Genomic DNA, 23,010 nt, shown 5'->3' with positions numbered 1-23,010 from the left:
CCGCCCACGTCCGGCATCCGCTCCCGCCGTCCACACCGTCCGCGTCCGCGTGTGTCGCCGAGCATATCGGTGTACGCAAGATCTACCCCTTCACGGCCGTGTACACAATCCAACGTGTGAATCGCGTTGACTCGGTTCACACGCTCTGCTCTTATTGACGCAGCGAACGAGCAACTGCCGATCGGCGGCGGTTGCCACGCGTAGGGAGGGGACACAGCCATGGGGATGAAGGGCAAGGTCGCGCTGGGCGCCGTCGTGGGGATCGTCGTCATCGGGGCCGTTTCGGCGAACGCCGGCAACGGCGACGGCGACTCGGGCAGCGGCGACAAGGGCTCTTCGGCGTCCGCGGAACGCGCGGCCGGCGGCGAGAAGGCGAAGGACACCGCCGAGACCGCCGAAACTGCCGAGAAGAAGGCCGCGTTCGCGGGGGACGGGGACTTCCAGGTCGGTACGGACGTCAAGCCCGGCACCTACCGCACCACCGGCAACACCGACGGCATGTGCTACTGGGAGCGCGCCAAGGACTCCTCGGGCGAGATGGACTCCCTGCTGGCCAACGACAATGTCACCGGCACCGGTTACGTCACCATCAAGGCCGGCGACAAGCTCTTCTCGTCGAGTGGCTGCAAGGACTGGGAGGCCGTCGACGAGAAGGCGAAGGGCTCGCCCGCCTCGACGATGTCCGGCGACGGCGGCATGTTCAGAGTCGGCGTCGACATCGCCCCCGGCACCTACAAGTCCACCGGCAACGCCGACGACTCCTGCTACTGGGAGCGCACCAAGGACGCCGAGCACGGCCTCGACTCGATCATCGCCAACAACAACGTGACCGGCACGGCCGTGGTGACCATCAGCGCCTCGGACGCGTACTTCAAGACCGTCGGCTGCCAGGACTGGAAGAAGTCCGGCTGACCCGGCCGTCGTACGGCACGACCGGCGACCTCATCGGCGTACGGCATCTCCTTCACCGCGCGGGGCGCGACGCGAACGACTCGACGCGCGCCCCCGCCCAGCCGTACGCGACCGGCTTCAGCGCACCTCACTCAGCGCAGCTCACTCCAACTCTCCTCAGCGCAACCCGCGCTGCCTTCTCGATCAGGGAACTCCCATGCGTCGCATCGCACTTACCGCACTCTGCCTCGCCGCCGTGACCACCGCAGGACTCACCGGCTGCCAGCCCGGCCCGGACAACGCGGAGAACAAGCCGGGCAAGCCAAGTCAGTCCAGCCAGAACAGCCGGTCCAGTGCGGCCGGCGCGCCGAAGGAACCGTTCGCCGGACTCTCCGCCGAGGAGATCGCCGACAAGGCGCTCACGGCCACCCTCGGCGCCGCGTCCCTGCGGGTGAAGGGCGATCTCCCCGACGACGAGACCAAGGGCACGGTCCAGATCGACATGGCCCTGAACAAGAAGAACGAGTGCGCCGGCACCATGGGCATGGACGGTGAGGGCAAAGCCGACATGATCAAGACCGGCGACACCGTCTACATGAAGTACGACGAGGCCTTCCTGCGCGCCGAGGGCGAGGGCGAGGACGAGGCGGAAGCCGACGCGATGGTGGCCCTGATGGCCGGGAAGTGGACCAAGATGTCCGCGAAGGGCGCGGACGCCGAGGACATCGCGGACTTCTGCGATCTGGACACGGTGCTCGGCGGTGCCGAGGACCTGTACTCGGACGCGTCCTCGGGTGGCGGGGCGGTCAAGGTGACGCGGGGCAGGACGACCGCGGTCGACGGTGTGCCGGCGCTCGCCCTGAAGGCCAAGGAAGGCAAGGACCGCTACACGCTGTACGTCGCCACCGAGGGCAAGCCGTATCTGCTACGGCTGGACAGCACGTCCCCCGACGACCTGGGAACCCTCACCTTCAGCGACTTCGATGTGCCGGTCCCGGCGCAGGCGCCCACCGGAGACGTCGTGGACCTCGACGCGCTGGGCGGCTGAGGCGCGCGGAGCCCGGGGCGGCTCACAGCGGATGCCGCATCCACACGTTGGGCTCGACATACACCGCGTGGTCCCGCTCCGGTTCGCACCGCACCGGCACCAGCGCGCCGGGCACCTCGACGTCGCCCGCGGTGTCGAAGGGCAGGCCGGTCCAGCGGCGCCACTGCTCCAGCGAGCCGGCGACGGTCATGGAGGCCGGGGCGATGGAGTCGATGGTGGCGCCGGCGCGGGCGTGGACGCGCAGCCATGGGTCGTGGGGCAGGCCGTCGGGGCGTACGCGACGGGCGTACTCCTCGATGGGGGTGTGCGGTTCGAGGTGCTTGGCGTTGGGGCGGACCGGGGCGACGACCTCGCCGAAGCCATGGGCTCGGGCGTTGTCGCGCATCGCGGACAGCATCCGGGCTGACAGGCCGAGGCCCTGAGCGTGCGGGGCGATGACGACGGAGACGGCGCTGACCGTGTCGGGACGGGTACCGCGGCGCAGGTCGGTGAAGGCCCACACCAGCACCTCGTCCCAGCCGCGGACGGGCAGTCGGCCTCGACCCTCGGTGGCGAGGGCGAAGGGCACGCTGTAGGCGTGGGCGACGACCTCTCCCCGCTCGTCCTCCGCGAACAGCACGTACTCGGGGAGCTCGTGAGGTATCCGGCCGTAGTGGGCGTTGCCCACGGGATCCTGGACGACGAACTCCGGCCAGGTGTCCGCCATTTCGACGACCTGCTCAAGCATCTCGGGGCGGTCGGCGAGGCTCGATACCTTCAGCTCCATGTCCGCCACCGTAGGCGGGAGGCAGTCGCGCAGGAAAAGGGTTTTCAGCCCATGGAGCCCACGGAGCCCGTGGAGTTCATGGAGTTCATGGAGTTCATGGAGCCCATGGATCCCATGGCTCGGCACTCCCCCGCGGGCCGGATCACCCTTCGCGGGCCGGGTCATCCTCCGCGGTCCGGGTCATCCTCCGCACTGGCGCAGCATCATCTCCTTGTCGGCCGCCGTCACGGGAAGTTCGTACTTCAGCGACACCTGGGCGAAGCGCACCGCGTACGAGCAGCGGATCTTCTTGTTCGGGGGCAGCCAGGACGCGGGTCCGGAGTCGCTCTTGGAGCCGTTGGTCGGGCCGTCGACCGGTATGAGGTTGAGGGGGTCGTTGGCGATGTCCTGGCGTTTGCCCTTGGGCCAGCGGGAGGCGCCCATCTGCCAGTCGTACGACAGCGGCATGACGTGGTCGATCTGGACGGTCGTGGCGCGGGACTTGGCCCACTCGATCGTCCGGCCCGTGTACGGGTCGTGCAGGGTCATGGAGGTCACGACGCAGTCCGAGCCGGAGCGGAAGCGGAGGTCCTCGCCGTCGCGCTTGAGGAGGTCGTTGCGGGTGTCGCAGCCGTTGCGGGCGAACGGGATGCCGCCCGGGGCGGAGTCCATCCAGGCGTAGCCGAACTCGTCGCGGTCGTAGCCCGTCTTGGGGCCGCGGCCCTTCGTCGCCACCTTCTCGATGAGGGCGCGCGCCTCGGCCCGGTCGGCGTCCGACGTGAGGGGCGCGAGCCCCGGTTTCGTGCCGTCGGGGTTGTCCAGTGGGCTCACGGCGCGGCCGGGACCTGCGGCCGGGGCGGAGCCGGAGGGCTCGTCGTTCACGGGCAGGTCGACGTTCTCACACCCCGCCAGCGCCAGCACCATGCCGAGCATCGCCGCGGCGCTCGCCGCCCCGCCCCTCAGACGCGTCACGTTGCGCCCCTCCCCTTGCTGCCCGTCGCTGCCCGTTGCTGCCCGTTGCTGCCCGTTCGGCCTCCGCACAGGCGGTTTTCCCTGGTACACCGTCACGCACACGGTAGCGACCCGGCGCACGGCGGCGTTCAAGAGGTCCAGACCAGAGCGGCGGCAAGCGGGCATACCTCTCAAGCCGGGCGTATCGTCGGTGGTGAATCACCTCCGGAAGGAGCTCTGCATGGGCATCTTCGACAGGTTCAAGAACCGCCACGCGCAGGACAAGGCCAGAGACATGTCCGACACGGCGGAACGGAAGGCCAACGACAAGACGGGCAACAAGTACGAGAGCCAGGTCGACGACGCGCAGCAGCGCATGGAGCGCGAACTCGGCATGGACCGTGACAGGCCCGAGCAGCCGTAAGGCCGACGGCGAGCCTTCAGTCAACCACCCGCCCCGCCTCGCTGATGTGCTGATGCGCTGACGCGGGTGGGGCAGGGGCCGTTGACCGTCGGCCGCCCCCTCAGACCTTCCCGATCCCCAGCGTCGTCTCCGACGGCAGCAGGCCGGAGGACAGCACTGCCACCCAGAACTCACCCAGCAGTTCCACGAGGCGGTCGACCTCCGCGGCGGTCAGGGCCTGCCAGGGCGCTGCGGCGAGTCGGTCGGTGTGCTCTTCGACGGCGCGGCGCAGTTCGCGGCCCGCGTCCGTCGCCGTGCCGTCGGCGTCAGCATCGGTGTCGGCGTCGACCAGTCCCCGAGCGGTCAGGCGCTCCCGGGCGGACGCCCATTCCTCGGCGCTCCAGCCACGGCTCTCGAAGCGTTCGACGGACGCGGCGCCTATCGCGGCGAAGGACACGAGCGACTCGACGGGGTCGAGGCCGGCCACCAGCAGGGCCGTTATATGGCCGTCGCCGCGGTGTTCACGCAGGAGTGTCGCCGCGTGCCAGAGCTGGAGGTGCGGGGCCTGCGGCCAGCCCAGGGCGGCGTTCGCCGCGGCGAGCGGGCGGCCCGCGGTGTTGGCCGCCTCGGCCACGCGCCGGGTGAGCGCCGCGGCTTCCGCCAGTTCGGGGCTGTCCGTCCGGTCGCCGAATATCGCGCGGTAGGCCCGGTCGATGCCCCGCACCCGCGCCCGGAGCAGGGCGTCGGGGCTCGCGATCTTCCATGCAGGGGCTATGTGTTCGGCGACCATGCGGGGGCTGAAGCTGTAGAAGGCGGACGTGACCCGTTCCGCAGCGACCGCCCCCAGCGGCGCGGCTCGGTACGGGAAGTAGCTCGGCCAGCGTTCATCCGTGGCGTAACCGAGCTCGGCGGCCTCCTCGAAGACCTCCGGCGCGTAGTACAGCACCGCGTGCAAGGGCTCCAGCAGGTGCCAGAGCTGCCGTACGCGACCCGATTCCAGACCACCGCCGCCGTGCTTCACCATGACGCGACCCCCCAGTTCGAAGTCCGGGGATCCCCGACCCCCACAACTTGACACTGACAAGATTGCCCCACCCTCCCAGAACTTGTCAATGCCTAGATGAGGCGTACGCTGCTGACCATGACCCCCGCACCCGCACAACAGCCCTCCCCCCACCAGAAGCCGTCCGCCCGCCGCCCCTACCACCACGGCGACCTGCGCCGCGCCGTCCTCACCGCAGCGCTGGACGTCATCGCCGCCGACGGCCCCTCCGCCCTCAGCCTGCGCGACCTCGCCCGCCGTGCCGGCGTCTCACACGCGGCGCCGGCCCACCACTTCAAGGACCGCACCGGACTGCTCACGGCGATCGCCGCCGAGGGGTTCGGGCTGCTCGCGAGCACGCTCAACGAGGCCGCGGACCTGAAGGACGCGGGCGTGCGCTACGTCCGCTTCGCGCGCGAGCACCCCGCGCACTTCCAGGTGATGTTCACGCCCGAACTACTGCGCGCCGACGACTTGGAACTGACCACGGCACGCGCCCTCGCCGGGGACGCGCTGCGCGGCGCCGTCTCCGCCGTACGGCCCGAGAGCCTCGGCATCGACAACCGCCTGGCCGGCGTCGCCGCCTGGTCCCTGGCGCACGGTTTCGCCACGCTGCTCCTCAGCCACAACCTGGACGGCCCGGTCGGCGACAAGGACCCCGAGGAGGTGTTCCGGACGCTGGCGGCGATGCTGTTCCGGAGCGAGCCCCGGGAAAACCCTTGACCTCAAGCCCACTTGAGGTACAAGAGTCATCCGCATGACCACCGAGACCGCAGGCAACCCCACCAAGACCGCAGACAACCCCACCGCGCCCGGGACAACGACCGCCGAGACCCCCGCCGCCAAGCCCACCGCAGCCACCCCCACCGAGCAGGCGGACCTCAAGGCCATAGAGCAGGTCGTAGCCACCGTCGAACGCACCCAGCGCGCCAAGGACTCCGAAGGCTTCCTCGCCCTCTTCCACCCCGACGCCCTGTGGACCACCGCCCACGGCAAGGTCCTCATCGGCTTCGACGCAATCGCCGAGTTCACCCGCGCCGTGCTGCCCACCGCGACCTGGGACGGCCAGGTCACCTACGAGGTGGTGCACACCCAGTTCCTGCGGCCCGACGTGGCGGCCGTCAAGGTCCGGCAGGTCTACCACTTGCCGAAGGACGACTCGGAGGGCGACTCGGAGGGCGCCCCGCTGTACGTCATGACCAAACACGACGACGGAAGGTGGCTGCTGCACGCCTGCCAGAACACCGAGGTGCGGGTCGACTGAGACGCTGTGCGACAGCGGACTTGACCTTGCCACTGACGACAAGGTCCGACTGTCGTACCCATGAACCCCAAGAATCTTGCAAACCCCACGTGGACCGCATCACGCCGCTCGCCATGGACATCACCGCCGACGACGGCCCCGAGACGGTCGTCCGTACGGCCCTGGAGCGGTACGGCAGGATCGACGTGCTGGTCAGCAACGCCGCCGTCGTCAACACCAACTCCCTGCGCCCCTACATCCGCGCCTCGGCCGAGCCCCAGCTCGCGACGAACCTCCTCGCTCCCGTACTGCTCACCCAGGCCGCTCTCCCGGCGCTGGAGGACAGCCGCGGCGTCATCGTGAACGTGACCACCTCCGTCGCCCAGCGCGCCTGGCCCGGCAACTCCCTGCACGCGGCCGGGAAGGCGGCCCTCGAAGTGCTCACGCGGAGCTGGGCGGTCGAACTGGCCCCGCACGGGATCCGGGTGGCCGCCGTGGCCCCCGGCGCGATCGAGACGCCGATCGGCGATCACGCCGGCTACACCCCCGAACAGCGTGCGGCGATCCGCGAGTGGCAGCTGACGCACACCCCGCTGGGCCGCGTCGGCCGGCCCGAGGAGGTCGCCTGGGCGATCACCACACTGGCCTCGCCACAGGCCTCGTTCATCACGGGCGTGATCCATCCGGTGGACGGCGGCGCGGTCGTCGCATGAGACTCGCCCCCATGGGACGACCTCTTCGGCAGCCTCCAGGGCAGCCCCCGATGCGAATCGGCGAGCTCGCCGAAGCGACCGGCACGACACCGCGCGCTCTGCGGCACTACGAGCAGGCGGGCCTGATCACCTCGCAGCGGGCGGCGAACGGCTACCGGTTCTACGACGCCGCTGTCGCCGGCCGTGTGCGCAACATCCGGTACCTCGTGGACGTCGGCCTGACCCTGGACGACGTCCGCGTGTTCCTGCCGTGCCTGGACGGCGACGTCACAAAGGGGCCGGCCTCCGACGCCGCCCTCCGCGTCGCCTGCGAACGCCTCGCCGTGATGGACGAGCGCATCGCGGCGCAGCTCGCCGTGCGGGACCGGCTGGCAGCGGCCCTCGCGGAGGCGACGGGCGGGCGCGTACGGCCGGTGGCCTGAGCCCGGGCCGCGCGCACCCCGTCCGGCTACGAACCCAGGATCGACGCCAGGAACTCCCCGACCCAGCCCAGCAAGTCCCGTCCGACCAGTGGCTTTCCGCCCACCTTCGCCGTCTTGGGGCGCGGTACGAGCACCTGGTGCACCGCCGGCTTGATGACGGTCCCGGGGTACAGCCGCTTGACCCTGAGCTCCTGCGACTCCCGCAACTCCACCGGCGCGAAGCGGATGTTGTTGCCCTGCAGGACGATCTCGCCGACGCCACACGCGCGTGCCAGCATCCGCAGGCCCGCCACCAGGAGGAGGTTCTCCACCGGCTCCGGCAACTTGCCGTAGCGGTCGACGAGTTCCTCGCGGACGGCCTTGATGTCCTCCTCCGTGTTGGCGGAGGCGATGGAACGGTAGGCCTGGAGGCGGAGCCGCTCGCCGGGCGCGTAGTCGTGCGGGACGTGCGCGTCGACCGGGAGCTCGATCTTGACCTCCAGCGGCGGTTCCTCCTCCACGCCGCCCTCCAGGGAGGCCCGGTAGTCCGCGACCGCCTCGCCGACCATACGGACGTACAGGTCGAAGCCGACGCCCGCGATGTGGCCGGACTGCTCGCCGCCCAGCAGATTGCCCGCGCCGCGGATCTCCAGGTCCTTCATCGCCACGTACATGCCCGCGCCCATCTCGGTGTGCTGGGCGATGGTGGCGAGACGCTCGTGGGCCGTTTCCGTCAGCGGCTTCTCCGGGGGATACAGGAAGTACGCGTACCCGCGCTCGCGCCCGCGCCCCACGCGGCCCCGCAGCTGGTGCAGCTGGGACAGGCCGAAGTTGTCGCCCCGCTCCACGATCAGGGTGTTGGCGTTGGAGATGTCGATGCCGGACTCGACGATCGTCGTGGAGACCAGGACGTCGAACTTCTTCTCCCAGAAGTCGACCACCACCTGCTCCAGGGCCTGCTCCGACATCTGGCCGTGGGCCGTGGCGATACGCGCCTCGGGGACGATCTCGCGCAGACGCGCGGCCGCCCGGTCGATCGACTCGACCCGGTTGTGGATGTAGAAGACCTGGCCCTCGCGCAGCAGCTCACGGCGGATCGCGGCGCCGATCTGCTTCTCCTCGTACGGGCCGACGAAGGTCAGGACCGGGTGGCGCTCCTCGGGTGGGGTGGTGATCGTGGACATCTCCCTGATGCCCGTGACCGCCATCTCCAAGGTCCTCGGGATCGGGGTGGCGGACATCGTCAGCACGTCCACGTTCGCGCGCAGCTTCTTCAGCTGTTCCTTGTGCTCGACGCCGAAGCGCTGCTCCTCGTCGACGATGACCAGGCCCAGGTCCTTGAACTTCGTCTCCGACGAGAACAGCCGGTGGGTGCCGATGACGACGTCGACCGAGCCGTCCCGCAGCCCCTCCAGGACCGCCTTCGCCGCGGTGTCGGTCTGGAAGCGGGACAGGGCCCTGACGTTCACCGGGAACTGCGAGTACCGCTCGGAGAACGTCCCGAAGTGCTGCTGCACCAGCAGGGTCGTCGGCACCAGCACGGCCACCTGCTTGCCGTCCTGTACGGCCTTGAAGGCGGCCCGTACCGCGATCTCCGTCTTGCCGTAGCCGACGTCGCCGCAGATCAGGCGGTCCATCGGGACCGACTTCTCCATGTCCTCCTTGACCTCGGCGATGGTGGTGAGCTGGTCGGGGGTCTCGGCGTACGGGAAGGCGTCCTCCAGCTCGCGCTGCCAGGGGGTGTCCGGGCCGAAGGCGTGCCCGGGGGCCGCCATGCGCGCGCTGTACAGCTTGATCAGATCCGCGGCGATCTCCTTGACCGCCTTCTTGGCCCGCGCCTTGGTCTTCGTCCAGTCGGCGCCGCCCAGGCGGTGCAGGGTGGGTGCCTCGCCGCCGACGTACTTGGTGATCTGCTCCAGCTGGTCGGTGGGGATGTACAGGCGGTCGCCGGGCTGGCCGCGCTTGGCGGGGGCGTACTCCACGACGAGGTACTCGCGCGTGGCGCCCTGTACGGTCCGCTGCACCATCTCGATGTAGCGGCCGACGCCGTGCTGCTCGTGGACGATGTAGTCGCCCGTCTCCAGGGTGAGCGGGTCGATGGTCTTGCGGCGGCGGGCCGGCATACGGGCGCCGTCCCGGCCGGCGGCCTTCTGGCCGGACAGGTCGGTCTCCGTGAGCACGGCGAGCTTGAGCACCGGGTCGACGAAGCCGTAGTCGATCGAGCCGCAGGCGACATGGACGACCGACGGGGAGATCTCCCCGAGGTCCGCCTCCAGGCGCGCCGCCACGCCCTCGCCGCCGAGCACCTCGACCGTGCGGGCCGCCGGGCCGTGGGCCTCGGTCACGAAGACGGTGCGCCAGCCGTCGGCGAGCCAGCCCTTGGTGTCGGCGAGGGCCTTCGCGGTGTCGCCTCGGTACGACTCCGGCGCGTGCATGCCGAGCTTGAGGGTGTCCGCGTCGAGTTCCTCGTCGGCCGCGAAGGGCGAGACCGACCACCACATCATGTCCAGCTCACGGGCGCGGTCGCGGACGTCCGCGATGGACCACAGGGAGGCCGCGCCGACGTCGATGGGCGCCTCGCCGCCGCCGGCCGTGGCGGCCCAGGACGCCTGCAGGAACTCCTGCGAGGTGGCCACGAGATCGGCGGCACGCGTGCGTACCCGTTCCGGATCGCATACGACGGCCATGGCGCCCTTGGGCAGGACGTCGAGGAGCAGTTCCATGTCGTCGACGAGGACGGGCGCCAGGGACTCCATGCCCTCCACGGCAATCCCCTCGGCGATCTTGCCGAGCAGCTCGCCGAGCTCCGGGTGCTGTTCGGCGAGGGCACGCGCGCGTGCGCGTACGTCGTCGGTGAGGAGGAGTTCGCGGCAGGGCGGGGCCCACAGGCCGTGCTCGGCGACTTCCAGGGAGCGCTGGTCGGCGACCTTGAAGTAGCGGATCTCCTCGACGTCGTCGCCCCAGAACTCGATGCGCAGGGGGTGCTCTTCTGTGGGCGGGAAGACGTCCAGGATGCCGCCTCGTACGGCGAACTCGCCGCGCTTCTCGACGAGCTCCACGCGCGCGTACGCGGCGGCGGCCAGGGCGTCGACGACGGCGTTGAGGTCGGCGGTCTGGCCGGTCTTCAGCGCCACCGGTTCGAGGTCGCCGAGGCCCTTGACCTGGGGCTGGAGGACCGAGCGTACGGGCGCCACGACGACGGAGACCGGGCCCGTCTCGGGGTCGTCGGGACGAGGGTGGGCGAGGCGGCGGAGCACCGCGAGGCGGCGGCCGACGGTGTCGCTGCGGGGGCTGAGGCGCTCGTGCGGGAGGGTCTCCCAGGAGGGGTACTCGACGACGCCCTCCGAGGGGAGGAGGGAGCGCAGGGCTGCCGCCAGGTCCTCGGCCTCGCGGCCGGTCGCCGTCACCGCGAGGACCGGGCGGTCGGTCTCGCGGGCGAGGGCGGCGATCGCGAACGGGCGGGCCGCCGGGGGGCCGACGAGGTCGACGTGCATGCGGTTGCCGTCTGCGGCAGCCTTGGTCGCTTCCGCGAGGGCGGGGTCCTTGACTACGGCGTCGAGCAGACCGTGCAGGCTCATGGAGGGCGCTTCCGTCCGGGGTGGGCAACACGAAGGGCCCGACGCGTGTGACGGGCCGGGGGTCTCCAGCGTACGACGGTGTGGTGGCCGGCGTCGGCGGCTGTGGATAACGCCCGTTCTCGCCCGCCCCGGCGCCGCGGCGGGCCTTGGCGTTTCCTCGCCCCCGCCGCCCCTACCCGTCCCATCCCCCAGGGGCTCCGCCCCTTCGACCCCGCGTACCTGGGGGCCTGCGGCCCCCAGACCCCCGCTATCGGCCCTGAACGGGCCTCGTCCTCAAACGCCGGACGGGCTGAGATCGCCGGGACCGGCGCCGAGAAGTGGCCGTCGCCAGGTGTGGGGGAGGGGCCGTCGTCGGGTGTGAGGAAGAGGCCGCTGCTGGGTGTGCGTCCCCAGCGGGTGGGTGGGGGATCGGGATGGCACGGCCGCGTCCTCAAACGCCGGACGGGCTGAGATTGCCTGGACCGGCGCCGAGAAGTGGCCGTCGCCAGGTATGGGGAAGGGGCCGTCGCCGGGTGTGAGGAAGGGGCCGCTGCTGGGTGTGCGTCCCCAGCGGGTGGGCGGGGGCTAGGGATGGCCATGAGCTCGTCCTCAAACGCCGGACGGGCTGAGATTGCCTGGACCGGCGCCGAGAAGTGGCCGTCGCCAGGTATGGGGAAGGGGCCGTCGTCGGGAGTGGGGAAGAGGCCGCTGCTGGGTGTGGGGCCCCAGCGGGTGGGCGGGGGCTAGGGATGGCCATGAGCTCGTCCTCAAACGCCGGACGGGCTGAGATTGACTGGACCGGCGCCGAGAAGTGACCGCCACCGGCTGTGGGAAAGCGACCGCCGCCAGGTGTGCGGCCCCAGCGGGTGGGTGGCCGCCAGGGATGGCGCGGCCGTGTCCTCGAACGCCGGGCGGGCTGGGTGATGCCGGCCGGTGTTGAAGAGGCGGCGCGCCTGCCACCCCCGGCGAATGAAGGCCACGCATGTGCACCGCGTAAGGTCCCCTCATGCCCACCCCCGCTCCCTCAGCGACGCCGAACACGTCCTCCGACCCCCACATACCGGCGCCCGCCCCGCGCCCCTCGGGGACTGACGGGCCCGGTCCCGGTCGGCGGGATCCTTGGCTGCTTGCCGTCGTTCTCTTCGTCGGGTATTCGATCGTCTCCGTCGGGCGGTACCGGCAGCTGGGGCAGCGGTCCTGGGACCTCGGCATCTTCGAGCAGGTCATCCGCTCCTACGCGCATCTTCAGGCACCGATCGCCGACCTGAAGGGCCCCGGCTTCAACATCCTGGGCGATCACTTCAGCCCCGTCACCGCGCTGCTGGCGCCGCTGTACCGGCTCTTCCCCTCGCCGGTCACGCTCCTCCTCGCGCAGGCCGCCCTGTTCGCCCTCTCCGCCGTGCCCGTCACCCGCGCCGCCGCCGGGTTGCTCGGGCGGCGGCGCGGGCTCGCGCTCGGGGTGGCGTACGGGCTGTCGTGGGGGTTGCAGCAAGCCGTCGACTTCGACTTCCACGAGATCTGTTTCGCCGTACCGCTGATCGCCTTCAGCCTGGAGGCACTGCTCGCCCGGCGCTGGCGCGCCGCCCTGTGCTGGGCGCTCCCGCTGGTGCTGGTGAAGGAGGACCTGGGGCTGACCCTCGCGGTGATCGCCGGCGTCGTCGCCCTGCGGGCCCGCCGTGACTCGCCGCGGGCGGCCGGGTACGCGATCGGCGTCGCCGTCTTCGGCGTGGTGGCCGTCGCCGTCACCCTCCTGCTGGTCATACCGAGCTTCAACACCTCCGGCGCCTACGACTACTGGGACAAGGTCAGCGAGTCGGACGGCGGCGGTCCCTTCGACGGCATCGACACCAAGCTCCGCACGCTCGGCTGGCTGCTGATACCGACCAGCGGGTTGCTCGCCCTGCGCTCTCCGATCCTGCTCGTCGCCCTGCCCACCCTCGGCTGGCGCTTCGTCTCGGGTTATCCGGCGTACTGGGGCACCGACTGGCACTACAGCGCCGTCCTGATGCCGGTCGTGACGCTCGCGCTCGTCGACGCCCTGGTCATCCTGCGGCGCAGCACGCGCGCGTGGCTGCGCTCGTACGTCCATCACCTGCCCGCCGCGGTGGCCGCCGCCTCCCTCGCGTTGACGACCTCGCTGCCGCTGTCCGCCGTGACCGAGGGCGAGATCTATCGCAAGCCCGCGCGCGTGAGCGCCATCGAGCGGCTGCTCGCCGGGATTCCGGACGGGGCCTCGGTCGAGGCGAACATCGCTCCGATCAGCCGGCTCACCTCGCGTTGCCGGGTCTTCTGGATCACCAACACGCGCGGCATCAACCCCGACTTCATCGCCCTCGACAACTCCCGCAAGCGCTACCAGGACGTCGAGGCGTACGCCCGGGCCCTGCACCCCGACGCCCGGTACGCCGTCACGGGCACCGCCTACGGGGTCGTACTCCTGGAGCGAGCTGATCGGCGGGCGGGACAGGGCGGGGCATGACCGCGGGCCCGGGCCGGAGAGTGAAATCTCCGGCCCGGGCCCGTCTCCCGCCACCCCCGTGGGCGGTAGCTGTCCCCCGCGACCCCCGTGGGCGGTGGTTGTCCCCCGCCGCCCCGTAGGCGGTGGTTGTCCCCGCCACCCCCGAGCGCGGTGGCTAGTCGGTCGCGATCGCGTTCAGTACGTTCATCCGGCCCGCCCTGAACGCCGGCACCAGGGCCGCGAACAGGCCCACGAAGGCCGAGCCGATGAAGACGCCGGTGATCGTCGGCCACGGGATGTCCAGGACGTTCAGGCCCTCCAGGGCCAGCAGCTGCTGGGCGGTCGCGCCCCAGCCCATGCCCAGCCCCAGGCCCAGCAGGGCGCCGAACAGGGCGATCACCACCGACTCCATGCGGATCATGCGGCGCAGCTGGCGGCGGGAGAGGCCGACGGCGCGCAGCAGGCCGATCTCGCGGGTGCGTTCCACCACCGACAGGGCCAGGGTGTTCACCACGCCCAGGACCGCCACGATGATCGCCAGGGCCAGCAGGCCGTAGACCATGTTCAGCAGCTGGCCCATCTGGTCCTTGAGCTCCTGCTTGTAGTCGGTCTGGTCCCGCACCGGGTACTGCGGGTAGTCGTGCAGCGCCTTCTTCAGGGCCGCGTACGCCGCCTCCTCCTGGCCGTCCTTCGCCTTGCCGAGCAGCATCTGGCTCTGCGGGATCCGGTCGGCGGGGACGTACTCGCGCAGTGTCTCGATGCTGATGTAGCGCGCGCCCTGGTCGAAGGAGGCGTCGTCGTCCGTGATGGCGGCGACCTTCAGCTTCGCCGTATCGCCGCCCTGGAAGGCGACGGTGATGGTGTCGCCGACGTGCACCCCGTGCTTGGTGGCGTAGTCGGAGCCGACCGACATGGCGTCCTTGCCGTAGGCGGCGGACAGGGTGCCCTCGGTGGTCGTACGGCGAAGGTCCTCGGCGTACGTCGGGTCGGTGGCCGTGAGCCCCGTGTCGTCGGTCTTGCCGTCCGGCGAGGTCAGTGTGGCGCGGACGTCCTTGGAGCGGGTGACGTGCTCCAGGCCCGGCGTCTGCCGCATGGCCTGCTCGGCGTCCTCGACGATCATCTGCTGGCCGCGCATGACGATGAAGTCCGCGCCCACCGACTTGTCGAGCTCGCTCGTCGCCGAGGCGACCATCGAGGAGCCGACCACCGACAGGCAGGCCACCAGCGCGAGGCCGATCATCAGGGCGGCGCCCGTCGCGCCGGTACGGCGCGGGTTGCGCAGGGCGTTGCGCTCGGCCATCCGGCCGACCGGACCGAAGGCCCGCAGCAGCACCGCGCTGAGCACCCGGACCACGCCGCCCGCCAGCAGCGGACCGATGACGACGAAGCCGATCAGGGACAGCACCACGCCGCCGCCCAGCATCAGCGCCCCGTCGCTCGCCTTGTCGGCCGTGGCGGCCGCGTACAGCGCGAAGGCGCCCGCGCCGGTGAGGACCAGTCCGGCCAGGCCGCGCACCCGGCCCGCCTTGCCGTCGGCCGGTGTACCGGCGTCGCGCAGGGCGGCCATCGGGGAGACCTTGCCTGCCCGGCGGGCGGGCAGGTAGGCGGCCAGGACCGTGACCACCACGCCCAGGACCAGGCCGACCACGGGGGTCGTCACCTTCACCGTCAGGTCGTCCGTCGAGAGGTTCATGCCGGCCATCGACATGAGCTTCATCAGCCCGACCGCGACACCGACCCCGGCGCCCACCCCGAGCACCGAGCCGACGAAGCCCAGCAGCAGCGCCTCCACCAGCACGGACCGGTTGACCTGCCGGCGCGAGGAGCCGATCGCCCGCATCAGGCCGATCTCCCTCGTCCGCTGGGCGACCAGCATGGAGAAGGTGTTGATGATCAGGAAGATGCCGACCAGGAAGGCGATCCCGGCGAAGCCGAGCATGGCGTACTTGATGATGTTCATGAACTCGCCGACGTCCTTGCGGTTCTCGTCGGCGGTCTCCTTGGCCGTCTGGATCTTGTACGCGCCGCCGGCGGTGCCGTCCAGTGCCTGGGCGATGTCCCGCTTGAGCTGCGCGTCGCTCACGCCGTCCGCCGCGGTGACGGAGACCTGGGTGAAGCGGCCGGTGGTGCCGAGCAGGGTGCGCTGGGCGGTCTCGGTGTCGAAGTAGACGACGGCCGCGCCCGGGTTGGTCACCTTCCAGGAGGCGATGCCGACGATGCGTGCGCGGATGTCGCCGGTGGCGGCGATGGTGCGCAGTTCGTCGCCGAGTTCCAGGCCGTGCTTGTCGGCGGTGTCCGCGTCGACCATGACCTCGGTGGGCCCGCGCGGGGCGTGCCCGGAGGTGATCTCCATGGACTTCAGGTCGTTCTCGGTCCAGTTGCCGGCGAACGTCGGGGCGCCGGAGGAGGAGCCCATGTTCTTGTTGTCGGAGTCGACGACGGTCACGTTCGTCGAACCGACCGCGCCCTCCGCCTTCTTGACTCCGTCGACGGCCGCTACCTGCTCGACGGCCGCGGCCGGCAGGGAGTCGGGCCGGCCCGTGCCGTTGCCGTCGTCCTCGTCGCCCGCGTCCTTGGGGCTGACGGTGACGTCCGACGAGGTGACGGCGAACAGCTTGTCGAAGGTGGTGTTCATCGTGTCGGTGAACACCAGCGTGCCGCACACGAAGGCCACCGACAGCAGCACCGCCACGGCCGACAGGGCCATCCGACCCTTGTGCGCGAAGAAGTTGCGCATGGAGGTCTTCAGGACGGTCATGACGTGCGCCCCCGGGCGTCGAAGTCCTTCATGCGGTCCAGGACGGTCTCGGCGGTCGGCTTGTACATCTCGTCGACGATGCGCCCGTCGGCGAGGTACAGCACGCGGTCGGCGTACGAGGCGGCGACCGGGTCGTGCGTGACCATCACGATGGTCTGCCCGAGCTCGTCGACGGACCTGCGCAGGAAGCCGAGCACTTCGGCGCCCGCGCGGGAGTCCAGGTTGCCGGTCGGCTCGTCCCCGAAGATGATCTCCGGCCGCGCGGCCAGGGCACGGGCCACCGCGACCCGCTGCTGCTGACCGCCGGAGAGCTGGGTGGGCCGGTGCTTGAGCCGGTCGGACAGCCCCACGGTGTCGACGACCCGCCCCAGCCACGCTCGGTCGGGCTTGCGGCCCGCGATGTCCATGGGCAGCGTGATGTTCTCGATGGCGTTGAGCGTCGGCAGCAGGTTGAACGCCTGGAAGATGAACCCGATCCGGTCCCGGCGCAGTTGCGTGAGCTTCTTGTCCTTCAGCCCGGTGATCTCGGTCTCGTCGAGATGGATCCGGCCGCTGGTGACGGTGTCGAGCCCGGCGAGGCAGTGCATGAGGGTGGACTTGCCGGACCCCGAGGGCCCCATGATCGCGGTGAACTGGCCACGCGCGATGTCCACGTCGACATGGTCGAGGGCGACGACCCGGGTCTCCCCCGACCCGTACGCCTTGACGACCTGCCGCGCCCGCGCGGCAACGGCCGTACGCCCTCCAGTACCCCCGTGCCTGGGAATGGTCACAGCCGATGTCACGGTATGTCTCCTAAGTCGGTCAGCGAATGAGTCACGAGAACCGGTACGACGGTCAGTCTCGTGGCGAGAAAGGGTCTGGCGCGCTGGTGCGCGGCCCCGTCTTGTGCGGGGGAAAACCCCACCCCTCGTGGATTGGTCAGCCGCCCCCCAGCGGCGTAAAGCCAGATTAAGGACGGCCCCCACACCGTCTCGTCCTCCGGCGGTACCAACCCTCCCCGAGATAGTACGGAGGTCCCCCTAGGGGCAGTCCCCCCACCGGTGGAACGCCCCTCGGGGTTGCCTGCGCCCTCGGACGCACCCAGCCTCCACCCTCCCGCGACGTGAAGGTCAAGTGGGAAGCTGTTCGGCGGCAGATAGGTGCAAGGGGAAAGCAAAAGGGGAAGGGAACCCGGTGGGCAGTACGAGACCCGCGATCCGCGACACCGCACAGCGCACCGGCACCGAGAGACGCACGGCCGTGGTCGCGGCCCTGATGCTCGCGATGGCGCTGGCCGCCCTCGACTCCACCATCGTCTCCACGGCCGTACCGCAGATCGTCGGCGACCTCGGCGGCTTCTCGGTCTTCTCCTGGCTCTTCTCCGGCTATCTGCTGGCCGTGACCGTGACCCTCCCGGTGTACGGCAAGCTCTCCGACACCTTCGGCCGCAAACCGGTGCTGATCGCGGGCGCGGCGCTGTTCCTGCTGGGGTCGCTGCTGTGCGCGGTGGCCTGGAACATGGGCGCGCTGATCGCGTTCCGGATCGTGCAGGGGCTGGGCGGCGGGGCCCTGCAGGGGACGGTGCAGACGCTGGCCGCCGACCTGTACCCGCTGCAGGAACGCCCGAAGATCCAGGCCAAGCTGTCCACCGTGTGGGCGGTGTCGGCGGTGGCCGGGCCGGGACTGGGCGGGGTCCTGGCGGCGTACGCGGACTGGCGCTGGATCTTCCTCATCAACCTGCCGATAGGCGCGGTGGCGTTGTGGCTGATAGCGCGCCATCTGCACGAGCCGGAGCGCGAGACGAAGGGCACGCGCGCGCGTGTCGACTGGGCGGGCGCGCTGGCGGTTTTCGCGTGCGGGGGCGCGCTGCTGACGGCCGTGGTGCAGGGCGGGGTGGCGTGGCCGTGGCTCTCGGGACCGTCGATCGCCTTGTTCGGTACGGGGCTTGCGCTCGCGGCGGTCGTGGTGTTCGTGGAGCGCCGGGCGGCCGACCCGATCATCCCCGGGTGGGTGTGGCGGCGCCGGACGATCGCGGCGGTGAATCTCGCCCTCGGCGCGCTGGGGCTGCTGATGGTGGCGCCGGCGGTGTTCCTGCCGACGTACGCCCAGTCGGTCCTCGGCCTGGCCCCGGTGGCGGCCGGATTCGTGCTGTCCGTCTGGACGTTGAGCTGGCCGGTGTCGGCGGCGTTCAGCCAGCACGTGTATCGGAGGATCGGCTTCCGTAACACCGCGATGCTGGGTATCGGGTCGGCGTCGCTGATCCTGCTGGCGTTCCCGTTCCTGCCGTATCCGGGGGCCGCGTGGCAGCCGACACTGCTGATGCTGCTGCTGGGAGCGGCGCTCGGGCTGTTCCAGCTGCCGCTGATCGTGGGCGTGCAGTCGACGGTGGGCTGGTCGGAGCGGGGGACGGCCACGGCGTCCGTGCTCTTCTGCCGCCAGACGGGGCAGACGGTGGGCGCGGCGCTCTTCGGCGCGGTGGCGAACGGGGTGCTGGCGGCTCGGCTCGGCGGGGCCGGCGACCTGGAGTCGGTGACGCGGGCGCTGGATTCCGGCGGCATGGCTCCGGAGGCCACCAGGCGGGCCATCGCCGACGCGGTGCACGCCGTGTATCTCGGGGCGTCCTGCGCGGCGGCGCTGGCCTTCCTGGTGCTGTTGCTGCTGGCGCCGGGGCGGTTCCCGGTCCTTGAGGAGGCCCTCAAGGAAGACCTCAAGGAAGGCCTCAAGGAGGAGGAAGCCCTCAAGGAAGACGGACGGTGACCTCGGGGTTGGCCGGTGACGGGCCGTCGAGCAGCGGCTGCGGGACGCCCTTCAGGTGCAGGTCGAAGAAGGCGGCGACGTACGCGCGCGTGAGGACCTGCGACCGCAGGTAGGGCATCGTTGCGGTGTCCGGGAGGCCGGCCAGCTCCGCGAGGAGGGGTACGTCGGTGAAGGAGCCGTGGTCGGTTCCGGCGAATGACAGCCAGCGCTTCCAGCCGTCCAGGTGGGCCCAGGCCTCGTCCCAGCTCGTGTCGCGTGGCGGCCTGTTCTCGGCCCCGACCATCAGGAAGGGACGGCCGTCGAGACCAGCGGCAGGAACCGGCGCGAAGAAGGTGCCGTCCATGTTCACGCCGGCCCGCACGCGCGCGTCGGCGGCCATCGTCGCGAGGGCGGCGTTGCCGCCGATGGAGTGCCCGGCCATGCCGATCCGCTGGGCGTCGATCACGCGCGCGTGCCGCCACGCGGGGTGACGCCCGGTCAGCCGGTCGAGCACGAAGGAGACGTCCTCGGCACGGCTCTCGGCGACGGTCGAGCCGCCGACCGGGGGAGGCGTCTCGCAGATGGCGCAGGGCAGGGTCTGCCCGTCGGGGAAGGTCGTACCGGCGTTCTCGTACGTGTGGTCGACCAGCGCGACGACGTATCCGCGACTGGCGAGGTCCTCGGCGAGTCCGGTGAGCGTGGCGCGCGGGAACGTGAAGCCGGGTGAGAGCACCACGAGCGGGAACCTGCCGTGCAGCGGGCGCGCGTCGGTGTGCGCCCAGGTACGGACGCCGCTGATCACCTCCGGCGGGACGGTGGCGTCCGGGACCCGCAACTCCAGCAGGTGCCGGGCCTCTTCGGTGGTCAGGTACGGAGCCGTCGGTCCGCCCGTGCCGCGGCGGGCGGGGTAGTACATGGACACCATCAGCTGACGGGCGCCCGCGGAGGGCACCCACGGGTCCGGGCGGTCGGTGTCGACGAGGTGGAGGGTGCTGCGACCCACGGCGTGCGGGCCGGTGGGGCGGGGCAGTTGGGGCGATTCGGCGGCGGTGGACGAACTCGCGGGGGCGGCGGAGGCGGCCCCCGCGGCGACGACTGGCAGGGTCAGGGCCGGTCCGAGCACGAGTACGGCGGACACCGCGACCGCTAAGAAGCGTGATCTGGTCATGCACAGGACGGTAGGCCGCGCGCCCCTGACCTGGCGTCACCCCGTAGTCCCCCGCCCGGCACACGCTGTCGTACCACGGACGTACGTGCATACCCTGTCCACCATGCTGACCCTGGAGCGCCTACGCGCCGACCACGCGGACGCCCTGCTGGCCTTCGAGCGGCAGAACCGCGAGTACTTCGCCCGGTCGATCCCGGACCGCGGGGACGCCTACTTCGCCGGCTTCGCCGCCCGGCACGAGGCGTTGCTGGCCGAACAGGCCGCCGGAATCTGTCACTTCCATGTGGTGCTGGACGACGAGGGGCGCCTCGTCGGGCGGGTCAATCTGGTCGACGTGGCCGACGCGTCCGCCGAGCTGGGGTACCGGATCGGCGAGCGGGCGGCGGGCAAGGGCGTCGCCACGGCCGCGGTGGCGGAGGTGTGCCGGGTGGCGGGTACGGCGTACGGACTGACGTCCCTGGTCGCGGTCACCACCCTGGACAACCTGGCGTCCCGGGCCGTCCTGCAGAGGAACGCCTTCACCGTGGTGGAGGACATCACGCTCGACGGCCGGCCCGGGGTCCGCTATCGGCGCTCGGATCTCGGGAGGGGGTCCTCCATGTGATCCCGGTGCTCGCACGTCCGAGTTAACGGCGGTAACACCGCAGGTCAGACACGGTTTGGCATAGTAAGCGCATACCGACCGCTCAGTTTGGTGAAAACCCCGCGCACTCCCGGTCCACCGAAGTAGCGTGCGTGACTCGCTCGCCCACCCCCCTACCTCCCTGCGGTCCGCCGCACCGGATCCGAGTCGCGCAAGGAGCACCGGGATGTCCTCCCCGTACGACCCGTACAACCCGTACGCCACCTATCCCTGGCAACCCCCCGTCCCCCCGCAGCCACCCACACCCCCACCCCACCGCACCCCCGACCACCCACCCCTCGGCCACCACAGCGACCTGCGGATCCTGCGCAGCGCCTACCGCTGGCAGCGGCGTGTGGCGACGCTCACCGCGCTCGGCTACTTCACGCTCTTTCTCGTCCTCTCCGCCTTCGCACCCGGGTTCATGACGAGCACGGTCACCGACGGACTGCCCGCCGGCCTGCTGCTCGCGCTGCTCCAACTGCCCGTGACCTGGCTGGCGATCGGGCTGTACGAACACACGGCCCGCCGCCACGTCGACCCGATCGCGGACCGGATCCGCAAGCAGGCCGCGGTGGACGCCAAGCGGGAAGCGGGCAGGAGGGGGACGGGGCGATGACCGACTTCAGTGGGGACGCGCAGGCGATGTCGCTGGTCGCGTTCTGCGCGGTGGCCACCATCACGCTGCTGTTGTGCGTGATGACGGGGCCCGACAGCGACGACCTCGACGAGTTCTACACGGGCTACAGCTCCCTGTCCCCCATGCGCAACGGCCTGGCGATCGCCGGCGACTACATCAGCGCGGCGACCGTCCTGGGCACGACCGGGGTGATCGCGCTGTGCGGGTACGACGGGATCGTGCTGGCCCTGAGCACGGCCCTGTCCCTGATGCTGCTGATGTTCCTGCTGGCGGAACCGCTGCGCAACGCGGGCCGCTTCACGATGGGCGACGCGCTGGCGCGCCGTATGCCGGGGCGGGGCGTACGCATCGCGGCGTGCGCGGTGACGCTGGCCGCACTGGTGCCGCTGATGCTGGTGCAGCTGGCCGGGACGGGGCAGTTGCTGGCGTTCATCCTGGGCTTTTCGAGCGATCGCTTGAAGACCGGGTGCATCATCGGGCTCGGCGTGCTCATGATCAGTTATGCGGCGATCGGCGGGATGAAGGGCACGGCCCTCATCCAGATCCTGAAGATGGTGATGCTGCTCGGGTCGGGCGCCGTGGTCGCCGTACTGGTGCTGCAGCGGTTCGACTGGGATCCGACCGCGCTGTTCGACGCGGCGGCGGAGCGCAGCGGGGTCGGGCCGGCGTTCCTGGAGTCGGGGCTGCAGTTCGCGGGCGGGCCGCATCCCCGCCTGGACATGATCAGCTCCCAGTTCGCGGTCGTGCTGGGCGGTGCGTGTCTGCCGCACATCACCATGCGCATGTACACGGCGAGCGGCGCGCGTCAGGTGCGGCGCTCGATGTCCTGGGCGGTGTCCAGCGTGGCGGTGTTCGTGCTGGTGATCACGGTGGTCGGCTTCGGCGCGACCGCGCTGATCGGCCGGGAGGTCATCGCCGGGGCGGACCCGCAGGGCAACACGGCCTACCTGATCGGCTCCAGGGCCGCCTTCGGCGTCGAGGTCTCGGCCGCGGAGACCTTCCTTTTCACGGCGGTCACCACGGCCATCTTCCTGACCGTGCTCGCCTCGGTCGCGGGCATGATCCTCGCCTGCGCGAACTCCCTCGCCCACGACGTGTTCGCCACGCGGGTACAGGAGCTGTCCGGACGCCGCGAGATGATGCTGGCGCGGCTGTCGGCGCTGGCGGTGGGGGTGCCGACGATCATTCTGGCGACGCTGGTCCAGCACCACAGCCTGCAGCCGCTGGTGACCCTGTCCTTCACCCTGGGCGCCTCCGCCATCGCACCTGCGCTGGTCTACAGCCTCTTCTGGCGCCGGTACACCCGGACCGGCCTGCTGTGGACCCTGATCGGCGGCTCGCTGGTGGTGCTGGTGCTGATGCCGGGGACCAATCTGGTCTCCGGGTCGCCCGTCTCGGCCTTCCCCGACGCCGACTTCAACTGGTTCCCGTTCACGACGCCCGGGCTGGTGTCCATTCCGGCCGGCTTCGCCTTCGGGTGGCTGGGGACGGTCGTGTCGGGGCGGCGGAAGATCGAGGAACAGCGGCGGCAGTACGAGGCTGTGGAGGGCTGGATTCTGGCGGGGGCGGTGCGCAGGGGGGACTGACGCCGGGGCGGACGGGGGCGGGTGGGGCGGACGGAGCGGACGAGGCGGAAACGTGGGTGTGCGGGG

General features: G+C 70.9%; 19 protein-coding genes. 12 read left to right on the top strand and 7 right to left on the bottom strand.

Features of this window, described 5'->3' with window-relative positions:
• Window positions 1-219: 219 nt before the first annotated feature.
• Together AQI70_RS25450 and AQI70_RS25445 are read left to right on the top strand one after the other, a co-directional pair.
• Window positions 220-912, top strand: a complete 693-nt coding sequence (locus AQI70_RS25450; RefSeq protein WP_062153941.1) for an Rv1352/Rv1906c domain-containing protein — start codon at window positions 220-222, stop codon at window positions 910-912.
• Between the two features lie 196 nt (window positions 913-1,108).
• A complete protein-coding gene (locus AQI70_RS25445; protein ID WP_062153939.1) occupies window positions 1,109-1,939 on the top strand; it encodes a hypothetical protein in 831 nt (276 codons plus the stop codon).
• Between the two features lie 22 nt (window positions 1,940-1,961).
• On the opposite strand, the gene AQI70_RS25440 is transcribed toward AQI70_RS25445, so the two are convergent.
• Window positions 1,962-2,705 (bottom strand): hypothetical protein, encoded by a 744-nt coding sequence (locus AQI70_RS25440; protein ID WP_062154164.1) that lies wholly within the window; start codon window positions 2,703-2,705, stop codon window positions 1,962-1,964.
• 180 nt (window positions 2,706-2,885) lie between these two features.
• A complete protein-coding gene (locus AQI70_RS25435; RefSeq protein ID WP_244181850.1) occupies window positions 2,886-3,608 on the bottom strand; it encodes an HNH endonuclease family protein in 723 nt (240 codons plus the stop codon).
• Window positions 3,609-3,876: 268 nt separating this feature from the next.
• Here AQI70_RS25435 and AQI70_RS25430 point away from each other — a divergent pair, with 268 nt between their 5' ends.
• Window positions 3,877-4,059: an Rv0909 family putative TA system antitoxin gene (locus AQI70_RS25430; RefSeq protein ID WP_062153935.1), complete on the top strand. Its 183-nt coding sequence runs from the start codon at window positions 3,877-3,879 to the stop codon at window positions 4,057-4,059.
• A 100-nt stretch (window positions 4,060-4,159) separates the two neighbouring features.
• Here AQI70_RS25430 and AQI70_RS25425 read toward each other — a convergent pair whose 3' ends face one another.
• Window positions 4,160-5,062, bottom strand: coding sequence for an SCO6745 family protein (locus AQI70_RS25425; RefSeq protein WP_062153932.1), 903 nt, complete (start codon window positions 5,060-5,062; stop codon window positions 4,160-4,162).
• Between the two features lie 117 nt (window positions 5,063-5,179).
• On the opposite strand from AQI70_RS25425, the gene AQI70_RS25420 reads away from it, so the two are divergent.
• The 4 genes from AQI70_RS25420 to AQI70_RS25405 are packed head-to-tail and all read left to right on the top strand — an operon-like array spanning window position 5,180 to window position 7,458.
• On the top strand, window positions 5,180-5,803 hold the full coding sequence (locus AQI70_RS25420; RefSeq protein ID WP_062153930.1) for a TetR/AcrR family transcriptional regulator: 624 nt from the start codon (window positions 5,180-5,182) through the stop codon (window positions 5,801-5,803).
• A gap of 34 nt (window positions 5,804-5,837) precedes the next feature.
• Window positions 5,838-6,344 (top strand): SgcJ/EcaC family oxidoreductase, encoded by a 507-nt coding sequence (locus AQI70_RS25415; protein WP_107117076.1) that lies wholly within the window; start codon window positions 5,838-5,840, stop codon window positions 6,342-6,344.
• The gene (locus tag AQI70_RS25410) at window positions 6,341-7,036 is read left to right on the top strand and encodes an SDR family NAD(P)-dependent oxidoreductase (RefSeq protein ID WP_425264639.1); all 696 of its coding nucleotides are present in this window, start codon (window positions 6,341-6,343) and stop codon (window positions 7,034-7,036) included. The genes AQI70_RS25415 and AQI70_RS25410 overlap by 4 nt, the downstream gene beginning before the upstream one ends.
• 50 nt (window positions 7,037-7,086) lie before the next feature.
• Window positions 7,087-7,458, top strand: coding sequence for a MerR family transcriptional regulator (locus AQI70_RS25405; RefSeq protein WP_062153928.1), 372 nt, complete (start codon window positions 7,087-7,089; stop codon window positions 7,456-7,458).
• 26 nt (window positions 7,459-7,484) lie between these two features.
• On the opposite strand, the gene mfd is transcribed toward AQI70_RS25405, so the two are convergent.
• On the bottom strand, window positions 7,485-11,015 hold the full coding sequence (gene mfd / locus AQI70_RS25400) for a transcription-repair coupling factor (protein ID WP_062153926.1): 3,531 nt from the start codon (window positions 11,013-11,015) through the stop codon (window positions 7,485-7,487).
• A gap of 985 nt (window positions 11,016-12,000) precedes the next feature.
• On the opposite strand from mfd, the gene AQI70_RS25395 reads away from it, so the two are divergent.
• A complete protein-coding gene (locus tag AQI70_RS25395) occupies window positions 12,001-13,473 on the top strand; it encodes a DUF2079 domain-containing protein (RefSeq protein ID WP_062153924.1) in 1,473 nt (490 codons plus the stop codon).
• A gap of 154 nt (window positions 13,474-13,627) precedes the next feature.
• On the opposite strand, the gene AQI70_RS25390 is transcribed toward AQI70_RS25395, so the two are convergent.
• Together AQI70_RS25390 and AQI70_RS25385 are read right to left on the bottom strand one after the other, a co-directional pair.
• The gene (locus AQI70_RS25390) at window positions 13,628-16,210 is read right to left on the bottom strand and encodes an ABC transporter permease (protein ID WP_062153922.1); all 2,583 of its coding nucleotides are present in this window, start codon (window positions 16,208-16,210) and stop codon (window positions 13,628-13,630) included.
• Window positions 16,207-16,995, bottom strand: coding sequence for an ABC transporter ATP-binding protein (locus tag AQI70_RS25385; RefSeq protein ID WP_062153920.1), 789 nt, complete (start codon window positions 16,993-16,995; stop codon window positions 16,207-16,209). The genes AQI70_RS25390 and AQI70_RS25385 overlap by 4 nt, the downstream gene beginning before the upstream one ends.
• Before the next feature lie 391 nt (window positions 16,996-17,386).
• Here AQI70_RS25385 and AQI70_RS25380 point away from each other — a divergent pair, with 391 nt between their 5' ends.
• Window positions 17,387-18,949, top strand: a complete 1,563-nt coding sequence (locus tag AQI70_RS25380) for an MFS transporter (protein ID WP_062153918.1) — start codon at window positions 17,387-17,389, stop codon at window positions 18,947-18,949.
• On the opposite strand, the gene AQI70_RS25375 is transcribed toward AQI70_RS25380, so the two are convergent.
• On the bottom strand, window positions 18,930-20,096 hold the full coding sequence (locus tag AQI70_RS25375; protein WP_062153916.1) for an alpha/beta hydrolase family protein: 1,167 nt from the start codon (window positions 20,094-20,096) through the stop codon (window positions 18,930-18,932). The genes AQI70_RS25380 and AQI70_RS25375 overlap by 20 nt on opposite strands.
• A 103-nt stretch (window positions 20,097-20,199) precedes the next feature.
• Here AQI70_RS25375 and AQI70_RS25370 point away from each other — a divergent pair, with 103 nt between their 5' ends.
• From AQI70_RS25370 to AQI70_RS25360, 3 genes are all read left to right on the top strand, one after another.
• Complete coding sequence (locus AQI70_RS25370; RefSeq protein ID WP_062154160.1) at window positions 20,200-20,700, top strand: GNAT family N-acetyltransferase; 501 nt, start codon at window positions 20,200-20,202, stop codon at window positions 20,698-20,700.
• A gap of 205 nt (window positions 20,701-20,905) precedes the next feature.
• Window positions 20,906-21,337, top strand: coding sequence for a DUF485 domain-containing protein (locus AQI70_RS25365; protein ID WP_062153914.1), 432 nt, complete (start codon window positions 20,906-20,908; stop codon window positions 21,335-21,337).
• Window positions 21,334-22,944 (top strand): sodium/solute symporter, encoded by a 1,611-nt coding sequence (locus AQI70_RS25360; protein ID WP_062153912.1) that lies wholly within the window; start codon window positions 21,334-21,336, stop codon window positions 22,942-22,944. Before AQI70_RS25365 ends, AQI70_RS25360 begins: the two co-directional genes overlap by 4 nt.
• The last annotated feature ends 66 nt before the right edge of the window (window positions 22,945-23,010 follow it).

It is taken from the genome of Streptomyces curacoi, assembly GCF_001513975.1.
Classification (GTDB): domain Bacteria; phylum Actinomycetota; class Actinomycetes; order Streptomycetales; family Streptomycetaceae; genus Streptomyces; species Streptomyces curacoi.
The sequence above is the reverse complement of the archived record's forward strand: the minus strand, read 5'-3'. Positions and strand labels throughout refer to the sequence as shown.

Excerpts from the sequence above, each read along its gene's own strand:
- mfd (WP_062153926.1), bottom strand. The coding sequence starts at position 11,015 with ATGAGCCTGCACGGTCTGCTCGACGCCGTAGTCAAGGACCCCGCCCTC.
- AQI70_RS25370 (WP_062154160.1), top strand. The coding sequence starts at position 20,200 with ATGCTGACCCTGGAGCGCCTACGCGCCGACCACGCGGACGCCCTGCTG.
- AQI70_RS25415 (WP_107117076.1), top strand. The coding sequence starts at position 5,838 with ATGACCACCGAGACCGCAGGCAACCCCACCAAGACCGCAGACAACCCC.
- AQI70_RS25360 (WP_062153912.1), top strand. The coding sequence starts at position 21,334 with ATGACCGACTTCAGTGGGGACGCGCAGGCGATGTCGCTGGTCGCGTTC.
- AQI70_RS25395 (WP_062153924.1), top strand. The coding sequence starts at position 12,001 with ATGCCCACCCCCGCTCCCTCAGCGACGCCGAACACGTCCTCCGACCCC.
- AQI70_RS25440 (WP_062154164.1), bottom strand. The coding sequence starts at position 2,705 with ATGGAGCTGAAGGTATCGAGCCTCGCCGACCGCCCCGAGATGCTTGAG.
- AQI70_RS25435 (WP_244181850.1), bottom strand. The coding sequence starts at position 3,608 with ATGGTGCTGGCGCTGGCGGGGTGTGAGAACGTCGACCTGCCCGTGAAC.
- AQI70_RS25420 (WP_062153930.1), top strand. The coding sequence starts at position 5,180 with ATGACCCCCGCACCCGCACAACAGCCCTCCCCCCACCAGAAGCCGTCC.
- AQI70_RS25405 (WP_062153928.1), top strand. The coding sequence starts at position 7,087 with ATGCGAATCGGCGAGCTCGCCGAAGCGACCGGCACGACACCGCGCGCT.
- AQI70_RS25390 (WP_062153922.1), bottom strand. The coding sequence starts at position 16,210 with ATGACCGTCCTGAAGACCTCCATGCGCAACTTCTTCGCGCACAAGGGT.
- AQI70_RS25430 (WP_062153935.1), top strand. The coding sequence starts at position 3,877 with ATGGGCATCTTCGACAGGTTCAAGAACCGCCACGCGCAGGACAAGGCC.
- AQI70_RS25445 (WP_062153939.1), top strand. The coding sequence starts at position 1,109 with ATGCGTCGCATCGCACTTACCGCACTCTGCCTCGCCGCCGTGACCACC.
- AQI70_RS25375 (WP_062153916.1), bottom strand. The coding sequence starts at position 20,096 with ATGACCAGATCACGCTTCTTAGCGGTCGCGGTGTCCGCCGTACTCGTG.
- AQI70_RS25425 (WP_062153932.1), bottom strand. The coding sequence starts at position 5,062 with ATGGTGAAGCACGGCGGCGGTGGTCTGGAATCGGGTCGCGTACGGCAG.
- AQI70_RS25450 (WP_062153941.1), top strand. The coding sequence starts at position 220 with ATGGGGATGAAGGGCAAGGTCGCGCTGGGCGCCGTCGTGGGGATCGTC.
- AQI70_RS25365 (WP_062153914.1), top strand. The coding sequence starts at position 20,906 with ATGTCCTCCCCGTACGACCCGTACAACCCGTACGCCACCTATCCCTGG.